The 17,787-nt window shown below is 61.8% G+C and carries 16 protein-coding genes; 15 read left to right on the plus strand and 1 reads right to left on the minus strand.

The genetic code is table 11. The features are described from left to right. Nucleotides 1-233: 233 nt before the first annotated feature. Both moeA and AC6R19_RS20380 read left to right on the plus strand, forming a co-directional pair. A complete protein-coding gene (moeA, locus tag AC6R19_RS20375; RefSeq protein WP_500581712.1) occupies nucleotides 234-1,490 on the plus strand; it encodes a molybdopterin molybdotransferase MoeA in 1,257 nt (418 codons plus the stop codon). Nucleotides 1,491-1,496: 6 nt separating this feature from the next. Further along, nucleotides 1,497-1,907, plus strand: coding sequence for a VOC family protein (locus tag AC6R19_RS20380; protein ID WP_500581713.1), 411 nt, complete (start codon nucleotides 1,497-1,499; stop codon nucleotides 1,905-1,907). A 46-nt stretch (nucleotides 1,908-1,953) separates the two neighbouring features. Here AC6R19_RS20380 and soxR read toward each other — a convergent pair whose 3' ends face one another. Then, entirely contained in the window at nucleotides 1,954-2,415 is a 462-nt protein-coding gene (soxR, locus tag AC6R19_RS20385) for a redox-sensitive transcriptional activator SoxR (protein ID WP_500581714.1), read from the minus strand. Nucleotides 2,416-2,539: 124 nt separating this feature from the next. On the opposite strand from soxR, the gene AC6R19_RS20390 reads away from it, so the two are divergent. From AC6R19_RS20390 to AC6R19_RS20450, 13 genes are all read left to right on the plus strand, one after another. After that, complete coding sequence (locus tag AC6R19_RS20390; protein ID WP_500581715.1) at nucleotides 2,540-2,719, plus strand: hypothetical protein; 180 nt, start codon at nucleotides 2,540-2,542, stop codon at nucleotides 2,717-2,719. Continuing rightward, nucleotides 2,700-3,248: an NADPH-dependent FMN reductase gene (locus AC6R19_RS20395; RefSeq protein WP_500581716.1), complete on the plus strand. Its 549-nt coding sequence runs from the start codon at nucleotides 2,700-2,702 to the stop codon at nucleotides 3,246-3,248. Before AC6R19_RS20390 ends, AC6R19_RS20395 begins: the two co-directional genes overlap by 20 nt. Continuing rightward, nucleotides 3,245-4,477: an MFS transporter gene (locus AC6R19_RS20400; RefSeq protein WP_500581717.1), complete on the plus strand. Its 1,233-nt coding sequence runs from the start codon at nucleotides 3,245-3,247 to the stop codon at nucleotides 4,475-4,477. The genes AC6R19_RS20395 and AC6R19_RS20400 overlap by 4 nt, the downstream gene beginning before the upstream one ends. Beyond that, the gene (locus tag AC6R19_RS20405; RefSeq protein WP_500581718.1) at nucleotides 4,474-4,812 is read left to right on the plus strand and encodes an antibiotic biosynthesis monooxygenase family protein; all 339 of its coding nucleotides are present in this window, start codon (nucleotides 4,474-4,476) and stop codon (nucleotides 4,810-4,812) included. The genes AC6R19_RS20400 and AC6R19_RS20405 overlap by 4 nt, the downstream gene beginning before the upstream one ends. Nucleotides 4,813-4,913: 101 nt before the next feature. Next, nucleotides 4,914-5,879 carry an ABC transporter ATP-binding protein gene (locus AC6R19_RS20410; protein WP_500581719.1) on the plus strand — a complete coding sequence of 322 codons (966 nt, stop codon included), beginning with the start codon at nucleotides 4,914-4,916 and terminating at the stop codon, nucleotides 5,877-5,879. Further along, a complete protein-coding gene (locus AC6R19_RS20415) occupies nucleotides 5,876-6,637 on the plus strand; it encodes an ABC transporter permease (protein WP_500581720.1) in 762 nt (253 codons plus the stop codon). Before AC6R19_RS20410 ends, AC6R19_RS20415 begins: the two co-directional genes overlap by 4 nt. Before the next feature lie 87 nt (nucleotides 6,638-6,724). Beyond that, nucleotides 6,725-7,099 carry a hypothetical protein gene (locus tag AC6R19_RS20420; protein ID WP_500581721.1) on the plus strand — a complete coding sequence of 125 codons (375 nt, stop codon included), beginning with the start codon at nucleotides 6,725-6,727 and terminating at the stop codon, nucleotides 7,097-7,099. Nucleotides 7,100-7,222: 123 nt separating this feature from the next. Further along, the gene (locus AC6R19_RS20425) at nucleotides 7,223-7,474 is read left to right on the plus strand and encodes a hypothetical protein (protein WP_500581722.1); all 252 of its coding nucleotides are present in this window, start codon (nucleotides 7,223-7,225) and stop codon (nucleotides 7,472-7,474) included. Nucleotides 7,475-7,658: 184 nt separating this feature from the next. Next, nucleotides 7,659-8,942, plus strand: a complete 1,284-nt coding sequence (locus tag AC6R19_RS20430) for an NAD(P)/FAD-dependent oxidoreductase (protein ID WP_500581723.1) — start codon at nucleotides 7,659-7,661, stop codon at nucleotides 8,940-8,942. Continuing rightward, nucleotides 8,942-9,406 (plus strand): DUF2269 family protein, encoded by a 465-nt coding sequence (locus tag AC6R19_RS20435; RefSeq protein ID WP_500581724.1) that lies wholly within the window; start codon nucleotides 8,942-8,944, stop codon nucleotides 9,404-9,406. Before AC6R19_RS20430 ends, AC6R19_RS20435 begins: the two co-directional genes overlap by 1 nt. Before the next feature lie 157 nt (nucleotides 9,407-9,563). After that, nucleotides 9,564-9,839 carry an acyl carrier protein gene (locus tag AC6R19_RS20440; RefSeq protein WP_500581725.1) on the plus strand — a complete coding sequence of 92 codons (276 nt, stop codon included), beginning with the start codon at nucleotides 9,564-9,566 and terminating at the stop codon, nucleotides 9,837-9,839. A 102-nt stretch (nucleotides 9,840-9,941) separates the two neighbouring features. Continuing rightward, nucleotides 9,942-10,844, plus strand: a complete 903-nt coding sequence (locus AC6R19_RS20445; protein ID WP_500581726.1) for a thioesterase domain-containing protein — start codon at nucleotides 9,942-9,944, stop codon at nucleotides 10,842-10,844. Between the two features lie 4 nt (nucleotides 10,845-10,848). Continuing rightward, nucleotides 10,849-17,787: a beta-ketoacyl synthase N-terminal-like domain-containing protein gene (locus tag AC6R19_RS20450; RefSeq protein WP_500581727.1), complete on the plus strand. Its 6,939-nt coding sequence runs from the start codon at nucleotides 10,849-10,851 to the stop codon at nucleotides 17,785-17,787.

The following is a 17,787-nucleotide window of genomic DNA, read 5'->3' on the forward strand; positions in this document are numbered from 1 at the left end:
CTTCTGGTTTAAGGCGCTTAGCGACCTTGTGATTCAATCTCAACCAGATTAGGGGACTGACCCCTTCCAAAGCTAGATCAATGCCTCGCCGCTTTATTACATCTCCTACAGCACAATCCTGCGAGTCCCGAGTCCCGAGTCCCGAGTCCCGAGTCCCGAGTCCCGATCAGTATTGCAATTCCCTTCCAGCGCGCTAATGTCGACCGACCGCCGACAACTAAAGATAAACATCCATGACCACCGATACCTGCCTGCAACCCGGCCTGATTTCCGTCGAACAGGCCCGCGAGCAGTTGCTTCAAGCCATAACCCCGCTGGGGGAAACCGAAACCCTGCCCCTGGAACAGGCCTGTGGCCGCGTGCTGGCGGAGCCGGCGAGTGCCCGGCTGGACCTGCCCCCCTGCGACAACTCGGCCATGGACGGCTACGCCCTCTGCGGAGAGAGCGGTGAATACCGGCTGCGGGGCAAGAGCCTGGCCGGCCACCCGTTCGAAGGCAGCCTGCAGGTGGGAGAATGCGTGCGCATCACAACGGGCGCGCCCCTGCCCGCCGGCGCCGACCGGGTGGTGATGCAGGAACAGGCGGAACTGCGGGATGACACACTGACCCTGCACACCGACACGAAAGCCGGCGACCATATCCGCCGCCGCGGCGAGGATGTGCGATCGGACCAGGTGCTGGCTGACGGCGGCCGCCCGCTCAGGGTGCCGGACATAGCGCTGCTTGCCGCGGCAGGTATCAGTGAGGTGACGGTACTGCGCCGGGTGCGGGCCGCGCTGCTGTCCGTCGGCGACGAATTGAAACCCTTGGGCACGCCGGTGGCGGACTTTAATCAGGGCGATATCTACGACAGCAACCGCATTGCCTTGAAAGCCGCACTGATACAGCTGGATCTGGAGGTGATCGATCTCGGCTGCCTGCCGGACGAGCCGGCGGCGATTCGCGACGCCTTTGTACAGGCGCGGGACAGTGCGGATATCGTGATTACCAGCGGCGGTGTCTCCGTGGGCGAGGCGGACTTTACCCGCCGGGTACTGGAGGAACTGGGGCAGCTGGAAATGTGGCGCCTGGCGATCAAGCCCGGCAAGCCCTTTGCCTTCGGGAAGCTGCCGAAAAAGAACGGCGAGGCGCTGTTTTTCGGTTTGCCCGGCAATCCGGTGTCGGCGCTGGTCACCCTCTACCAACTGGTACTGCCGGCGCTGGAAAAACTGCGCGGCATGGCCGCGGAAAATGGCCAGGCAACATTCCAGGGCCGCGCGCGCCTGCTGAATCCGATCCGCAAGGCCCCCGGGCGCACCGACTACCAGCGCGGATTTACTTATCGCGACGACGACGGTATCCAGGTGGTGAAAAGCACCGGTATCCAGGGCAGCCATATACTATCCGGTTTCGCTGAGGCGAACTGTTTTATCGTCCTGCCGCGGGAGAGCAGTAACTGCGAAACCGGCGACTGGGTTATCATCGAACCCTTCCGGAAACCCCTGGTTTAAGTGCCGATGTTAAAAATCAAACAGATCGACCATATCGTGCTGCGGGTAAAAGAACTGCAGCCGATGCTGGATTTCTATATGGACATTCTCGGCTGCACCATGGAGCGCGAGCAGCGGGAGATAGGCCTCTACCAGCTGCGCGCCGGCAGCAGCCTGATCGACCTGGTGCCGGTCAACCAGAAACTGGGCCGCGCCGGCGGCGCCGCACCGGGCAAGGAGGGGCGTAACCTGGATCACCTCTGCCTGCGCATTGACCCCTTCGACGCAGAGGAAATCGTCGCCTTCCTGCGCGGCAAAGGCGTGGAGCCAGGCCAGGTGGAGTCCCGCTACGGCGCCGAGGGCGAGGGGCCGTCGATCTATATCTCCGACCCGGAAGGCAATGTGGTGGAACTCAAAGGACCGCCCTGGAACCACTGAGAAAAGCCATGTAAGGGCGAACCTTGTGTTCGCCCGGATCAGGCGCTCACCGATTGACATCCAGGTAGTGGGGCCCACTGCCCCTCTCCGCCGCCACGTCCCCCGGATTGCGCAGTGGGCAGCTGTCCATCGACAGGCAGCCGCAACCGATGCAACCCTCCAGCCGGTCGCGCAGCAGTGCCAGCTGTGCAATGCGCCGGTCCAAGTCCTCGCGCCAGCGCGCGGACAGTCGCGCCCAATCCCGTTTGTTGGGTGTGCGCCCGTCCGGCAGTGTATCCAGCGCCGCCTTGACCTCCGCCAAGGGAATGCCGGTGCTCTGCGCCACCTTGATAATCCCCACCCGCCGCAAGACATCGCGGCTGTAGCGACGCTGGTTGCCGCCGGTGCGCCAGCTCTTGATCAGCCCCTTGCTCTCGTAAAAGTGCAGGGTTGAAACCGCCAGGCCGCTGCGCTCGGCCACCTCCCCTACTGACAGCTCCCGACGCGGCCCCGTGTCACTCTTGCCCATAGCCAGCTCCGATTTTCGCCATAGCGACTTTTTATCAAAAAAAATCGCCACAACCAATTGACCTCAAGTTAAGTTGAGCTTTTACACTGCGCGGCGTTCGATTGCAACTACAGGGAAAACCACTGTGAACAAGAAAATTGATGTTGCTTTCCTGGTGGCGGCTGAGGCACAGAGTCTCGGCTTGGTAGCAAGGCTTATCGACAAAAAGCCGACATCAGGGGAGCCGCGCGGCATCACCCCCTTTCAGGAGCAGCGTTCATTTGCAACCACCGGGAGAAACGACAATGGGAAAAATGGAGAGTGAATGCCGCCTGGCCGTCATCTACGGCAGCGACCGCGAGGGCCGATTCTGCGATACCGTCGTCGACTGGCTGGCGACACAGCTGGAGCGCAGCGGTCGCTACCAACTAAGCTTTATTGACCCACTCGACAGGATCACCGATGCGCGCGGGCGCCTGGACGCGGCCGATGCCTTTATCGTCGTCACCCCCGAGTACAACCACGGCTACCCGGCGCCACTCAAGGCGCTGATCGATTCCGCCAAGGCGGAATGGCAGGCCAAGCCGGTGGCCTTTGTCAGCTACGGCGGCATCTCCGGAGGCTCCCGCGCGGTCGAGCAGCTGCGCCAGGTGTTCGCCGAGCTGCACTCGGTCACCCTGCGCGACAGCGTCAGCTTTATCAATGCCTGGGAGCAGTTCGACGGCAGCGGCAAGCTGCGCGAGCCGGCGCGGGCGGAGAGATCCCTGGCGCGCATGCTGGCGCACCTGCGCTGGTGGGCAGCGGCCCTGCGCGAGGCTCGCGGCAAAACTCCCTACGGTGAGATTGCCGCATGAGTGCATATCCCGCAACCCTGGACATTGATCCGGCGGTCTCCCCGCTGCGCCGCGGCACCCTGTTGTGCCTGGCCGCACTGACGGTGATGTCCGGCGCGACCATAGCGCCGTCCCTGCCGGCACTGCAGGACCACTTTGCCGGCCATCCGGACAGCGCACTGCTGAGCCGATTGGTGCTGACACTGCCGGCGCTGTTTATCGCCCTCTGCGCCCCTGTCGCCGGCGCCATTGCCGACCGCTTCGGTCGCCTGCGGATTTTACTGGCGTCCATACTGCTGTACGGGCTGGCGGGCCTCTCCGGCCTGCTGGTCGACAGCCTGGCGGCCATACTGGCGGGGCGCGCCCTGCTGGGAATTGCGGTGGCCGGCACCATGACTTCGGTGACCGCGCTGGTGGGCGATTACTTCATCGGTTCCGAGCGGGAAAAATACATGAGCCAGCAGGGCGCCTTTATCAGTTTTGGCGGCGTGGTGTTTCTGGTCGGCGGCGGCCTTCTGGCGGACCTTAACTGGCGCGCGCCCTTCGCGGTCTACGGCATGGCCCTGCTCCTGCTGCCGGCCGCAATGGCTTTTCTCACCGAGCCGCCGCGCAAAAGTCATGTCGTCGCGGGCTCCGACGACAAAGAGAAAGCGTCCTACCTGCTGCTGGCGGCGCTCTTTGCCGCGGCGCTGCTCAACAGCCTGGCCTTTTACCTGATCCCGACCCAGCTGCCCTTCCTGCTGCGGGACATCGGCACCCTGCTGCCGAGCCACGCGGGCCTCGCCATCGCCGGCGGCAACCTGATGGGGGCGGTGTCGTCGCTGTTTCTCTACCGCCGCATCCGCGCACGGCTGGGAGGCCCGGGCGTCTTCGCCTTCTGCTTCGTCTTTATGGCCGCCGGGCTGCTGCTGATCTCCGCAGCGGATTCCTTCGCCGCGGTTGCGGCCGCGACGGCGGTGTACGGGATCGGCATGGGCGCGCTGATGCCGCACCTATTCACCAGCGCCATTCACCTGGCGCCAGCGCGGATGCGCGGGCGCATTGCCGGCGGGCTCACCACCAGTATTTTCCTCGGCCAGTTCCTGTCGCCGCTCGCGAGCCAGCCGTGGAGCCAGTTTTTCGGCCTCGCCGGCTGCTTCGCCGCCACCGGGCTGCTGCTCCTGCTGCTGGCCACAGCCGCGCTCGTCGCCGCCCGGTGGCCGCGCACATCCCATGAAACCACCCAGACAACCGATGAGGCAATAAAATGAGCACAGTATTAAACTCTTCCTCCAGAATCTATCGCCTGGACAAATTTGTAGTACCAAATACCGCGCGGGAGGAATTTCTTGCCCGGGTGCGGCAGACACATGCGCTGCTCCAGGAACAGCCGGGCTTTGTTCAGGATATTTTGCTGGAGAAACCGGCTACCGATGGGAATTTCACACTTGTTACACTAGTCGAGTGGCAGGACTCCGAATCGGTACAAAGAGCGCGCGAAGCCGTCGCTGCCATGCACAGGGAAACGGGCTTCAATCCCCGGGAGCTGATCGCCAGCCTGGGAATCGAGGCCGATATCGGCAACTACACCAGTGCCCGCGACTGACATCGCACAACCGGAAGTGAAAACTTTTCGGGCAGACTGTCGATCTGCCCAGCGCTCAACCGACCAGACCCCTGGGGTAACTTTTGCAGGAAGGAGACAAAGTGGAACCGATTATTTCCGTCAAGGGGCTCAACAAGACCTACGCCGGCGGCTTTACCGCCCTGAAGAATGTGGACCTGGAGATCCGGCGCGGCGAGATCTTCGCTTTATTGGGCCCGAACGGCGCCGGCAAGACCACGCTGATCAGCATTGTCTGCGGCATCGTCAACCCGACCAGTGGCAGCGTGCGAGCCGGCGGCTTCGATATCCAGCGCGACTACCGCCGGGCGCGCAGCGAAATTGGCCTGGTGCCCCAGGAGCTGGCCACCGACTCCTTCGAGAGTGTCTGGGCCACGGTGAACTTCAGCCGCGGCCTGTTCGGCAAGGCACCAGACCCGGCCTATATCGAGAAGCTGCTGCGCCAGCTGTCCCTGTGGGAGAAGAAGGACAGCAAGATCATGGCCCTGTCCGGGGGCATGAAGCGCCGGGTGATGATCGCCAAGGCCCTGTCCCACGAGCCCAGCATTCTCTTCCTCGACGAGCCCACCGCCGGCGTGGATGTGGAACTGCGCCAGGACATGTGGGAAATGGTGCGCGGCCTGCGCGAATCCGGGGTCACCATCATCCTCACCACCCACTATATCGAGGAGGCCGAGGAGATGGCCGACCGGGTCGGCGTGATCAACCGCGGCGAACTGGTGCTGGTGGAGGACAAGCACACCCTGATGCAGAAGATGGGCGAGAAGGAACTCAGCCTGCACCTGCCGGAGCCGCTGCCGGCGGTGCCGGAGTCCCTCGCCGACCTGCCGCTGACGCTCTCCGCCGACGGCAGCCAGCTGGTGTACCGCTTCGACATCAAGAGTAGCGATACCGGTATCACCGAGTTCCTCCGCCGCCTGAACGAGGCCAATATCGATTTCCGCGACCTGCACACCCGCGAGAGCTCCCTGGAGGAGATTTTCGTCGGCCTGGTGCGGGGCGCGCGTGAAGAAAATGAGAAGCAGTTGACCAAGGAGGCCCAGGCATGAACTGGTACGGAATCCGCGCCATCTACAAGTTTGAAATGGCACGCACCTGGCGCACCCTGATGCAGAGCATCGCCTCGCCGGTACTGTCGACATCCCTCTACTTTATCGTCTTCGGCGCCGCCATCGGCTCGCGCATGGGGGACATCGACGGAGTCAGTTACGGGGCCTTTATCATCCCCGGCTTGATCATGCTGTCGTTGTTGAGCGAGAGTATTTCCAACGCCTCCTTCGGCATCTTCTTCCCGAAGTTCTCCGGCACCATCTACGAGGTGTTGTCGGCGCCGGTGTCGGCCTTCGAAATCATCGCCGGCTATGTGGGCGCCGCGGCCAGCAAGTCGATCATCCTCGGCTGCCTGATCCTCGTCACCGCGCGCTTCTTCGTCGACTACGAGATAGTGCACCCCTTCTGGATGCTGGGCTTCCTGGTGCTGACTGCGCTGACCTTCAGCATGTTCGGCTTCATTATCGGCGTCTGGGCCGACGACTTCCAGAAACTGCAGGTGATTCCGCTGATGGTGGTCACCCCGCTGACTTTCCTCGGCGGCGCCTTCTATTCCATCGATATGCTGCCGGAGCCCTGGCGCACAGTCACCCTGTTCAACCCGGTGGTCTACCTGATCAGCGGCTTCCGCTGGGCCTTCTACGGTGTGTCGGATGTGAATGTGGGTATCAGCCTGGGGATGACGCTGCTGTTCCTGCTGCTGTGCCTGATCGCGGTGTGGTGGATCTTCCGCACTGGATATCGCATTAAGACCTGAGGTTCTGGACTGGGAATGTGGAGATCTGGCGCAAGCACACCGAGGAATCTAGGGCTGATGTAATTCAGCTGGTACAGAAGTAGAGAAATGCGGCCAAGGCTGCTGCAAAAGCCTGGGCATCAATCCCAGTCCGCTGAGGCGCTGGGATTGATCGCAACGCATAAGCCATGCATCAAGTCGACCACCAACCGTAAACACCACTTACCGCTGACTGAAAAAGTCTTGAATCGAAAGTTTGTGGTGACAGAGTCCAACCGGGTATGGATAACGGTCATCACTTACCACCTACCGTTCAGGGCGAGCACGAATGAGTTATTCCAATTTGATATAAAAATGAGTGTCTCCCCCCATTGCTATCGCATAATTTTTGTCGCTATATTTATCGCTCTTGTTAAGCAATTAAAAAATAATCCTATAAATACAACTGTTTTTTTAGTTGAAAATATTTCAATAAATGATTAGTTCTTACTTAACCTTGATGATCTCCAAAAAAATTCGAATAAAACATTCACTTCTTAATCAAAAAATCCTGTACGATTTTATATAGGCATACATACTACCCATTGGTTAATAAGGAAATTCACCATGGCCAGCAACAAGCCACAATTACAAAAACTCACCGGCTTTGACGCATTTCTGAAACATATCAACACCGAGGACAGGTGTCTCGGCACACTTCCAGACGACCTCCGCCGCTCTCACTTCAAACTTCGACATCTTACAGAACCTCAGCACCACCCCATTGAAAGATCAGGCATGACGGCGTTAATTCAACGTTCTGCCATTGCCTACCACACGAACGCCCACCTCTCGAAGAGCTTCTCAAAGTTGGCCTAGACCATGACAAGGAGAAACATTAGCAGTCTGAAACCGCGCGTTACCTTTCACATTCGAAAAAAAATACAATAAATTCCGGAACGTAATATTCCTTTCACCTCGTAGAGGTAACTTGAATTCCGGTTGATGACTTGGCGTTAAAATTATCATATCGCGTCAATCTATTTGAGTTTTAGGGGGAACATTGAAAAAGGTTGCTATCGTCGGCTCCGGCATATCCGGAATATCGGCAGCTTACTATCTCAACAATTTCTTTGATGTCCATGTGTATGAAAAGGCGGATTACGTAGGCGGCCATACAAATACCATAGAAGTATTCGAAGGAGAGGAATCCTACGGAGTGGACACTGCATTCATGGTGTTCAACCGAGACAATTACTACAACCTCACACGCATGTTCGATGATCTGGGCGTGACCACCCTGACTCACGAGGGCGGTTACAACTTCTTCGAACTGGGCACTGGCATTCACTACGGCACCGAAGAGCTATCCCTGAGCGAGGAAGACGTGGTGGGCCGCTACCCGGAAAGCTTCGTGCACATCTGGCGTGAGGCAAACAGATTCTTCAAGGAAGCACCGCGACACTTCTACGAAGGAAAAACCTATATCCCCCTGCGGGAATACTTCGACACCTACGGCTACGCGGACGATTTCATCGAAAGCTTCGTGGTTCAGCTCGGTTCGGCCTGTTGGTCACTGCCGGCGGACAAAATGGGGGAAATGCCAGCCTCGACCCTGATCGGGTTTTTCATGAACCACGGCCAGAGCGGCCTGGGTGGCAAGAAGGTGAGCTGGGAGACAGTCGAGAACGGCTCCAAACAGTACCTCGACCGGATTCAGGCAGTGCTGAGAAACCCGGTGCAGTTGAACACCGAAGTGCAGGCCGTCTACCCCAAAGGCGACAAGGTGGCAGTTGTAATCGACGGCCAGGAGCGGCTGTTCGATAAGGTGCTAATAGCCACCCACGCCGACCAGGCGCTGCGGCTGCTGGAAAGCCCCACCGACCTGCAGCGCCGGGTACTGAGCAAGGTACGCTACAACTGCAGCGAGGTGGTGCTGCATACCGACACCAGTGTGCTGCCGGCCGAACGCGAGCGCTGGGCGAGCTGGAACTACGGCCGTGTCACCAGAGACGGTACCGCCCATCCGTACCTGGTGTACTACATGAACAAGATTCACGGTTTTACCGCGAATCGCGATTACCTGGTCTCCATCGACAGCCCCTTGCCGTTGGATGAAGGCAAGGTGATCAAACGCATGGACATGGAACATCCGATCATCGATATGGGTGTCTACCGCGCGCAGGACGAGCTTTATACCCTCAATGGCGAAGGCAACGTCTTTTTCTCCGGCACCTACTTCAGCATCAAGCGTGCCGGACCCGATTTTGCCGGCTTCCACGAAAGCGGCATATCTTCCGCCCTGGAGGCGGTTAAGTGCATCAAGAAACAAGAAGGATTTCAATAATGGAACGGATACTGCTTTTCGCCCATGTACTGGGTGCTGTGATTTTCCTCGGCAACATCATCGTCACCTTCTTCTGGAAGCTCATGGCCAACCGCTCCAATGACCCGGTGGTGTTAGCCTTCTCCCAGCGCATGGTCACCAAAACCGACCGCTTGTTTACAGCGCTGGGGGCGACACTGTTGGCCGCCAGCGGTTATTCCTACGCGGCCAAATCCAACCTGGTGGTGGCCGAATCCTGGCTACTCTGGGCACAGGTTGCCTTTTACGCCTCGGCGGTGCTCTGGGCGCTGATCCTGGTGCCCATCCAACACCAGCAAAGCAAGCTGGCGCTGGAGTTTGCCAACGGATCGGAAATTCCCGAGCGCTACTGGCAGTTGTCTCGCCAATGGAATCTGGTGGGGGCCGTCGCCACGGCGCTGCCGGCGTTCTCCCTGTACCTCATGGTTACCAAACCCATGCTGTGACTTAACACTCTCGGCCGGATCGGCCGACCCCCAAGTATTCATTGACAATGACAGCTCTGTCTCTGACAGGGCATGGGTGCCCTTGCGCCGGAAATTGGCGCGCGGGCGGTGCGCGGTGTCCATCAAAGACTGATTCAACACAAGGGAGTGATTCGCTATGACCGAGAAAAACTCAAATATCGATGCGGAAGCCATCAAAAACTGGTTGCTGGAGAAATTCGCCTACAAGCTCGACTGCCCGAAGGAGGAAGTGGACCCGGACAAGCTGTTCGTGGACTTCGGCCTGGACTCCACCGAAGTGCTGTTGCTGGCCGGTGAACTAGAGGACTGGATCGACCTGGAACTGCCGCCCACGGCCATGTGGTACCACCCCACCATCGGCAAGCTGGCACAGTTTATCGAGGAAGAGTACGAAGCCATGGCTGAGGCGTAACTCCACCGTTCTGGGTCCGGAGTTCTATCCGGGATACCAGGCGACAACTCTTGAACTTCGAAATGCGAATTGAATAACAAGATACCAACCACCGGTGAAACCATGACTGCCCCCCTATCATCCAAGGTGCCCTGTGTGTTTCCCGTCCGGAAAGTGGATAACCCGGTCGGTACCCTGGTGTATTTCCACCCCGGCGGCCTGCCATCTCAAGTGATCAAGGACGTGACCCGGCCGCTGACTGACTGGCGAGTATTGTCGGTGGAGTTGATGCTTTGCACCGCCTATGTCGAGGCTATGGACCGACAGGGCAAACTCACCACTACCATCGAGCAGATCGCCGAAGAGATAGTCCCGCAACTGCCGGTGGAGGAACCTAACCTGTTGTTCGTCGGCTGGTCCTTCGGCGGCGTAGTGGCCTTCGAAGCAGCCTCCCGCTGGCGGGGGGAGACGCCGCCGAAACTGGCATTTATCGACAGTATTGCACCAATCACCACCCTGGCGTTTTCGGAGGGCAACGTCACCTCCGGCACCACCCTGAAATGGTTCGTGCAATACCTTCAGTCGCTAAAGCGCTGTCGCATCCGCTTACAGCTGCCCTGGTTCGGGCGCCGGGACGGCGACGAGATACTGCGGGACATCCTGAACCAAACCAAGGATCAGGGTGCTTTTGACCGCCGCACCAAGCTGGTCGCCTTCAAAAAAGTATTCACCACCTTCACCCAGGGATTGGTGCGCAATGCGCGGTTGGGTTCCGTCTATCAACCCAAACCCTATGGCGGAAGCTTACTGTTGATTCGTGCCAGGAAAGGTCTATTGCGTCGTTTCTCCTGGATTCGACACATGGGGTGGAAGCCGCTTGTGTCCCACCTCTCGGTCGAGTCCCTGGACTTCGACCACTACCAGATCATCAGTGAGCGGGCCGCCATCGAGATCCTCGGCAGACTCATCTCTGAATATGTTGGCAATTGTCAACGGCAACCAAAAACAGAAACCGGCGAGGGCTAGCGTTATGAATATGGTCAAAGAACCCATTGCAATCATCGGGTTGTCCAGTCTGTTTCCCGAGGCGGAAAACCTGCAGCAGTTCTGGAGCAACATTTTTCGCGCAGCCGATGCAATCACCGAAGTGCCCGAAAGCCACTGGAAACTGGAAGACTATTACGACCCCGACCCTTCCGCGGAAGACAAAACCTATTGCCGCCGCGGCGGTTTCGTGCCCCGCACCCGTTTCAGTCCGGTAGAGTTCGGCATTCCACCCAATGCACTGGACGTGATCGACATTCTGCAATTGTTGAGCCTGAATGTGGCCAAGTCGGTGCTGCACAACGCTGGCTACCTGGAGCCCCAGGCGTTTGAGAAATTAAAAGAGCGCACCGGCGTGGTGCTCGGCATCACCGGCGCCAACTCCCTGACCCAGCCGCTCAGCAATCGCCTGCAGTACCCGAAAATCAAACAGGTGCTGGCCAGTCGTGGACTGAACGATGCCCAGATCGACGACATCGTCGATACCCTGAAAAAAGCATACGCGCCCTGGGAGGAAAACTCATTCCCCGGCATGCTCGGCAACGTGGTGGCCGGCCGCATCGCCAACCGCTTCGATCTGGGCGGCGTGAACTGCACCATCGACGCCGCTTGTGCCAGCTCCCTGGCCGCGTTGCGCATGGCCATGGACGAACTGCAGTGCGGCCGCGCCGACATGATGCTCACCGGCGGCTGCGATGCGGAAAACACCATCCTGATGTACCTGTGTTTTTCCAAAACACCCGCCTTCAGCCGTCGCGGCATCATCAGTCCCTTCGACGTCGAGTCCGACGGCACATTGATCGGCGAGGGCATCGGCATGCTGGCGCTCAAGCGCCTGTCCGACGCCGAGCGGGATGGCGACCGCATCTACGCCGTGATCAAGGGCCTGGGCGCCTCCAGCGACGGCAAGTTCAAGAGCATCTACGCCCCGCGCAAGGAAGGCCAGATGAAATGCCTGAGCCGCGCCTACGAGGACGCCGGCTTCCCCATCCGGAGCGTCGGCCTGCTGGAAGCCCATGGCACCGGTACCAAGGTGGGCGACGCCACGGAAGTGAGCGCGTTGAAGGAAGTCATCGGCCCCGCTGAGGCGCCCCACATCGCCCTGGGCAGCGTCAAGTCCCAGATCGGCCACACCAAGGCCGCGGCCGGCGCGGCGGGACTGATCAAGGTGGCGCTGTCGCTGTACCACAAGGCATTGCCACCCACCATCAACGTGAAACAACCCACTGAGGAACTGCGCGACCCGGCCTCCCCCCTTTACCTCAATAACAGCGCCCGGCCCTGGCTGCTGAACTACGGCAGCCAGACGCGCCGCGCCGGCATCAGCGCCTTCGGTTTCGGCGGCACCAACTTTCACGCCGTGCTGGAGGAGTACCCGGCGCCGGGTGATGCCGAACGGCGCCGCCTGCACGCCGTGGCCCGGCCGGTGATGGTGAGCGCCGATTCCGCCGAGGCTCTGGGCGCGCGACTGGAAGCGCTGGGCCGCCTGGAGGACGCCGAACAACCCTGGCCGTTTGAAGCCGGCAGTGGACAGAGCCACCGCCTCGGCTTCGTGGCTGACTCCCTGGATCAGCTTCGGGAAAAAGCGCGGCTCGCCGCCGAACACCTGGCGCGCCAGGAGGACAGCGCGCGCTGGCAGCACCCGAAAGGCATCTATTTCTCCCGCGAAGCCGGTGGCGGCAGGGTGGCAGCGCTCTTCTCCGGCCAGGGCAGCCAGTACGTCAACATGGGCAGGGCCGCAACCCTGGCCTACCCGCCCTACGTGGCACTGCTGGAAACCGCCGACCGGCTGATGCACGACAGCGCCGGCGAGTACCTGAGCGACAAAATCTATCCGCGCCCCGCCTACGACGAGGAGACGGCCAAACAGCAGGAACTCACCCTGCGCCAAACCCAGTACGCCCAGCCGGCGATCGGTTGCGTCTCGGCCGGCGCCTATCAAACCCTGAGCCGCGCCGGCTTCCAAGCCGATTGCGTGGCGGGCCACAGCTTCGGCGAACTCACCGCACTCTGGGCCGCCGGCGCCCTGCAACCGGAAGACTATGTGCGCCTGGCCATCGCCCGCGGCCGCGCCATGGCACCGCGGGACGATCAGGCCGACAGCGGCACCATGGCGGCGGTCTCCGCCCCCGGCGAGGTGGTGGAACGCCTGATCGAAGAAAGCGGCGTAAAGTCGGTGTACCTGTGCAACTTCAACACCGACACGCAGACGGTGATCGGCGGCGGCGCCGATACCGTGGCCGAGTTCGGGCGCTTTCTCGCCCGGCGCGACATCAACTTCACGCCCCTGCCGGTGTCCGCCGCCTTCCACACGCCCCTGGTGGCCCACGCCCAACAAAGTTTTGCCGAAGCCATCGACGCGGTGGACTTCAGCGCGCCGACCCTACCGCTGTACCGCAACCGCGACGGCCAAGCCATCCAGGACGCCGAGGTGCTCAAGACCGGCCTCAAACAACAACTGCTGGAACCGGTGCGCTTTGTCGACATAGTCCGGCAAATGCTGGTCGACGGCGTACGCATCTTTGTCGAGTTCGGCCCCAAGGGCCACCTGAGCAAAATGGTCGGCAGCCTGTGCGAAACGGCGGGCCATCCGGTCACCGTGATCGCCCTGGACAACGGCAAGCCGGAGGACTCGGCAGAACAACTGAACAGCGCCCTGGTGCAGCTGGCGGTGGCCGGCGTGTCGGTGGACAGCCTGGACGAGTTCGAACCCGATTACCGCGACGCACCGCAAAAGCCGGGCTTCGCCGTCGAACTCAACGGCATCAACTACGTCAGCGACAACCGCCGCCGGGCCTGGCAGGAGCGCCTGGGGCATCCGGCCGATGCCTGGAAAACGGCCGAACCGCCGCACACGACGGTCGCGGAAGTACCGCGCGCCGAAGCCTCCGAACCCGTCACCGAACAGCCTCAACCAATCGCCCAGCCTAAGCGGGAGCTAAGCATCGTGAGCCAACAGAAACCGAACACCGAGATCGCAACAACCACGGCGGCCGCCGCATCTCAAACCGCGGGCGCTCAAACCCAAGTCGGCGCTCAGCTGCAAATGCTGGGCGAGTTGATGCGCGGCAATTCCGACATTCACCAGACCTATCTCGCCCAGGTGGGCCAGACCTCCCGTCAAACGGTCTCGCTGCTGGAAAACCTGAACGACAGCTACCGCGCGGATCCGCAGCGTTTCCAGTCGGTGTCGGAGTTGGCGCGCCAGGGTTTGCAGATTGTCGCCGACGGCCAGGCCCACAGCTCCGACTCCCACCGGCAGTTCTTGCAGCAGACGGTAGAGCTGGCGTCCCTGGCCTCCGGGCGCAACGCCGAAAGCCCGCGTCCATCCCCGGTCGCACCGGTGCAGATGCCCGACATGCTGGCGCCGATAAGCCATGGCATGTCACAGGTGTCCGAAGCGGCGGCGCAAACGCCGCACGCCCAACCTGCACCCGCGGCCACCGAAACTCAGGCGTCCGCCACCACCGAACCCCCGGCGCCTGCGGCCACCGCAGCTCCGGTGCCCCGCCGGGAAAACGAAGAACCGGCACCCGCCCCGCAGGCAAAAGCCGGCATCGGTCTGGATCAGGTGCGCGAGGCGCTGATGCGCGTGGTGGCGGAAAAAACCGGCTACCCGGAAGACGTGCTCGCCCCCGAGATGGACATGGAGGCGGACCTGGGCATCGACTCCATCAAGCGGGTGGAAATCCTCGGCGAGATGCACAGGGCACTGCCGGGATTGACCCAGTTGCAGCCGGAAGCCCTGACGGAGGTGCGCTCCCTGCAGGACATCATCGACATCGCCGGCCGCGAAATTGGGCAGACTCAAGTATCCGGCACCGTCGAATCCGCCGACCACAAACCCCAGACGGCGACGCCCGCAGCGACCGGCATCCGCGCCGAGCGGATCACCGAAACCTTCCTGCAGATCGTGTCGGAAAAAACCGGCTACCCCAAGGACGTCTTGGAAATGTCCATGAGCCTGGAAGCGGACCTGGGTATCGACTCCATCAAGCGGGTGGAAATCCTCGGCGAACTGCAAAAGACCCTGAACCTGAGTGAGACCCTCGACCCGGCCGCCCTGGGCGAACTGGGCACCCTTGGGGACATCGCCGCCTACATCGGGCAAGCCGCGTCCAGTGGCACCCCAACGAATGGCGAAACGGCCTCCACCAGAATATCCGAAGCCGCAAGCGCCACCGCCGTGGACGTGCAGACGGTAGCGGAAACCCTGTTGGATCTGGTGTCGGAAAAAACGGGTTACCCACGGGACGTGATCGAACTGGAGATGGACCTGGAAGCAGACCTGGGCATCGACTCCATTAAGCGAGTGGAGATTCTCGGTGGCCTGCAATCCCACTTCCCGGACCTGCCCGCTCCCTCACCGGAGGCCGCCGGAGAACTGCGCAAACTGCAGCAGATTCTCGACTTTCTTGGCAACGGCGGTGACGCGGCTCAAAACGCGGCGGCACCGGCCACGGAGATCGCCGCGCCTGAAGTGCCGGCGGTGGCGCCCATCCGCCGTCACAAGGTGGGGCTGCGCCAACTCGGCCCCGTCGATCAGTTGCTGGACTGCTACCGCCCCGGCGCCCGGGTGCTGCTGGTCAACAGCGAACGCGAACAAACGCTCGCGGTGACCGGGGAACTGGAGCGCGCCGGCCTGGAGGTGTACATCCTCAGCCTGCCCAATGCCGGCGACGGGATTCCCGGCGATCACATCGCTCTGGACGGCTGGACCGAGCAGGCGCTGGTGGACGCGCTGAATCAAATCCCCGAGGTGGACGCGGTCGTCTACCAGCACCCGCCGGTGTGCACGGCCATCGATGACATTGGCGATCGCCACGACGAAGTGCGGGCACTCAAACACTTGCTGCTGCTGGCCAAACACTACAAGCGCCACCTGGACGCGACAGGCGAGGGCCGCCGCGCCTTCGTCACCTTGGCGCGGGTGGACGGCCGCCTGGGGCTGGCCGAACCCGGCCGGGGCGCCCTGGCCGCCGGCTGCTTCGGGCTGGTGAAGACTCTGGCGGTGGAAACCGAGCACCTGTTCTGCCGCTCCGTGGACATCGATCCGGCGCTGGACCACAAACAACTGGCGCAGCGGTTGCTGGCCGAGCTGCACGACCACAACGTCAACCTCACCGACGTCGGCGTGACCCTTGAAGCGCGCCACACCTTCGATGTCATCGAAGCGCCCGCAGTGGACGCCGTGCAGCCCCTGCCGGAGGACACATGCTTCGTGGTCACCGGCGGTGCCCGCGGCATCACCGCCGACTGCGTCCGGGCGCTGGCCGAGCGCCAGTCGGGCCGCTACCTGCTGCTGGGCCGCACGCCCTTCGACGGCGAGGAGCCGGGCTGGGCCCGCGGCGTGGCCGACGCGGATCTCAAAGCCAAAGCGGCGGCCCGCCTGAAAGACACCGAAGGCAAGGCCACACCCAAGGCCATCAACGAACTGGTGAACCGGGTGCAGGGCCATCGCGAGATTCGCGACACCCTGAAGCGCCTCGAGCAGTGCGGCGTCCCGGCCCGCTACGCCGCGGTGGACATCAGCGACGCCGAGGCGGTGCGCGCCTGGGCCGAGTCCGACGACTGGCTGCGCGACAGCGAAAGCCTGGCGCTGATCCACGGCGCCGGCGCCCTGGCGGACAAGCGCATCGAGGACAAACAAATGGCCGAGTTCAAGCGCGTATTCAGCGTCAAACTCTACGGCCTGTCCAACCTGCTCGCCCACCTGGACCTGGGCAAGCTGCAGTTCAGCTGCTTCTTCTCCTCGGTGGCGGGTCTGTTCGGCAACGTCGGGCAGGTGGACTACGCCATGGCCAACGAAATCCTCAACCGCATGGCGCTGGCGCTGCAGCCGCAAATGGCGGCAAACGGTCGCGCCCTGTCCGTTATCTGGGGCGCGTGGAACGCCGGCATGGTGACACCCGCCATCAGGAAAATGTTCGAATCCCGGGGCATCGCCCTGATCGAAGTGGACGAGGGCGCCGCCCACTTCGCCGAGCTGTGCCAGTCCGGCGGCGCGGCCCCCCTGACCATGGTGGGTCCCAGCGGCGGCCTGTCCACGCGCCAGACCGAATTCGGCGAGCTGAGCGACTTCCATAGCGAGGTGCTGCTCAGCACCCGGGCCCTGTCCGACAGCAAACTGCTCAGCCACCACGCCATCGGCGGCGAGGTGGTGCTGCCAGCCACCTTCGCCATGGGCTGGGTGGCCAATGTGATCGAAAACTGTTTCGCCGGTGTGGTGGTCACCGGTTGCGAGCGTATGAACGTCAACAAAGGGCTGGCGCTAACCCAGGAACTACCCGAGCGCCTGCTGCTGGCCATTGACGCCAGAGGCGCCGACGGCAACGAGCGCCTGACCCTGGACGCCGTCATCCGCAATCCGGCAAGCGGTCAGGTGCACTACAGCTACCAGGGCATCGAACTGAGCCACGACCTGACCAGCAGCCACCAGGACTCCATCGCCATCGAACTGAACCGGGACAACGGCGGCGAGCTCTACCGCGACCGGACCCTGTTTCATGGCGACGACTTCCAATTGCTCAAGTCCTATCAACAGACCGACGAGCGGGAGATGCTGTTCACCTGCCAGTGGCTGCCCCACGACGAACAGCACCTGGTGGACGGCCACAGCACCCGCGCCTTCTGCCCCATGTACGCCGACGCCCTGCTGCAGGCAGCGCTGGTGTGGGTCAAGAAGAACGAGGGGCTGCCGTCGCTGCCCATGGTGATCGAGGACCTGCGCTGCCACCAACCCATCGAGCGCGGCGAAACCCTGTGCATTCGCGTGGGGCTGGTGGAGCAGTCCGACAGCCAGAGCACACTGTACCTCAGCGCGCTCAAGCACAACGGCCAGGTGCACCTGGCCATGAAGGCGGCGGTGGTCAAGAGCGCGGCGCTGGCCGAGAAGTTCGCGGTCGAAACAGCCAGCGCCCGGTGA

This window comes from Microbulbifer sp. SE14, assembly GCF_059834885.1.